General features: G+C 59.6%; 1 protein-coding gene. It reads right to left on the reverse strand.

Features of this window, described 5'->3' with window-relative positions; translation table 11 throughout:
• On the reverse strand, window positions 1-868 hold an 868-nt coding region (locus tag A2I95_RS42260; protein WP_291738199.1), incomplete at its 3' end, for a PLP-dependent aminotransferase family protein.
• Window positions 869-1,015 lie beyond the last annotated feature (147 nt).

Genomic DNA, 1,015 nt, shown 5'->3' on the forward strand with positions numbered 1-1,015 from the left:
CGGAACGCTCTGGAACCAGCGCTGACACCGGCGGCGGGCGATCCTTTGCTACAGGGCCAAGCGGATCATCTTCAATGATGTAAAGACCATGGTTTTCCGCAATTCGGGCCAGCTCCCTGCGCCGGTCTTCCGGCATCATAACCGGCACCGGATTTGTCAATGTTGGCAATAAACACAGGACTTTAGAGCCGGACGCCCGGCAGGCATCCTCCAACGCATCTGGCAGAATGCCAAACGAGTCCGTTTCCAGTCCCGAAAGTTTCAATCCCAAATAGGAACAGCCGGAAACGAGCAGATTGTGAGTGATACTGTCTGACAAGACGGTGTCGCCAGGGCGGGTCAAAGCGGACAGCGCAACAGACATTCCGTGGCTGCCGCCGTTTGTCACGAGAATCCGTTCCGGGACGGCAGCAAGACCGCAGGCTGCCAGCCACTCTGCCCCTGCCGCGCGGTGGGCTTCGTGTCCAGAGTGGGGGCCGCAATCCTGCAGGGCTGAAGGATTCAGGTCTGCCGTGAGTTCCTGCAATGACAGCTGAAACCGCTTATTGTGTTCTTGATTGCGAATGGGGCGGGAGGTGGAGAAATCATACCTTTCTTCGAGTTCGGTTTTTTGCGGAGCCGCGTGCGGCTCGGGATCGCTGACATAGCTGCCCCGGCCAACCTGTCCGTCAATCAGGTTCTGCTTGCGCAAGCTCTGGTAGGCTTTGCTTACGGTGTGAACGCTCAGCCCAAGCCGGTCTGCCATTTTGCGATGCGGTGGAAGCCGGGATCCCGCGGGGAGTTTCTCCGTCAGAATGGCCTGCTCAATGGCCCCTGCCAGGCTGGCATGCAGGGGCGATTGAAGCGTTTCGGGATCAGGATACCACATTGCCGTTCCTCAATCCTGCCGCAGGGCCAAGACGACGGGGCGCCACAGGCCCAGCCGCCTGCTCACGCCGCTTTTGCTTTTGCAGCCCGGCCGGGTTCCGGAAAAAGCGCCCTGTGCAAAACCGTGACCGCTGTTTCCGCTGATGTC

This window comes from Leisingera sp. F5 (assembly GCF_001593695.1).